Origin of the sequence: Pedobacter sp. N36a (assembly GCF_014472395.1) — a bacterium.
Classification (GTDB): domain Bacteria; phylum Bacteroidota; class Bacteroidia; order Sphingobacteriales; family Sphingobacteriaceae; genus Pedobacter.
The window spans coordinates 1-271 of the sequence record NZ_JACSZW010000079.1 but is presented as its reverse complement, the minus strand read 5'-3'; the positions used below and the strand labels follow the sequence as shown (position 1 = coordinate 271).

Genomic DNA, 271 nt, shown 5'->3' with positions numbered 1-271 from the left:
GGAACCGGCGTAGAAGTCGGGGTGTTGTTACCTGGAGTCGGATCATTTTCTGTTCCGGTAATCGTTGCAGTATTGGCATAAATGCCTGCTGCATTGACCTTAGCGGTAATGGTTAAGGTTGCAGTAGCAGCATTGATCATTGTGCCAATGTTCCAGAGTCCTGTTAGCGGGTCATAAGTGGTACCTGCTGGCGGAGTAGAACTCACATAGGTATAACCTGATGGAAGCAGATCGGTCACGGTAATACCGGTACCATCACTAGGACCATTAT

Annotated in this window: 1 protein-coding gene; it reads right to left on the bottom strand. The window is 48.3% G+C overall.

Going from position 1 to position 271, the window contains the following annotated elements; all coding sequences use genetic code 11:
* A partial coding sequence (locus H9X96_RS22605) for a DUF11 domain-containing protein (RefSeq protein ID WP_187668446.1) occupies window positions 1-271 on the bottom strand: 271 nt, incomplete at both ends.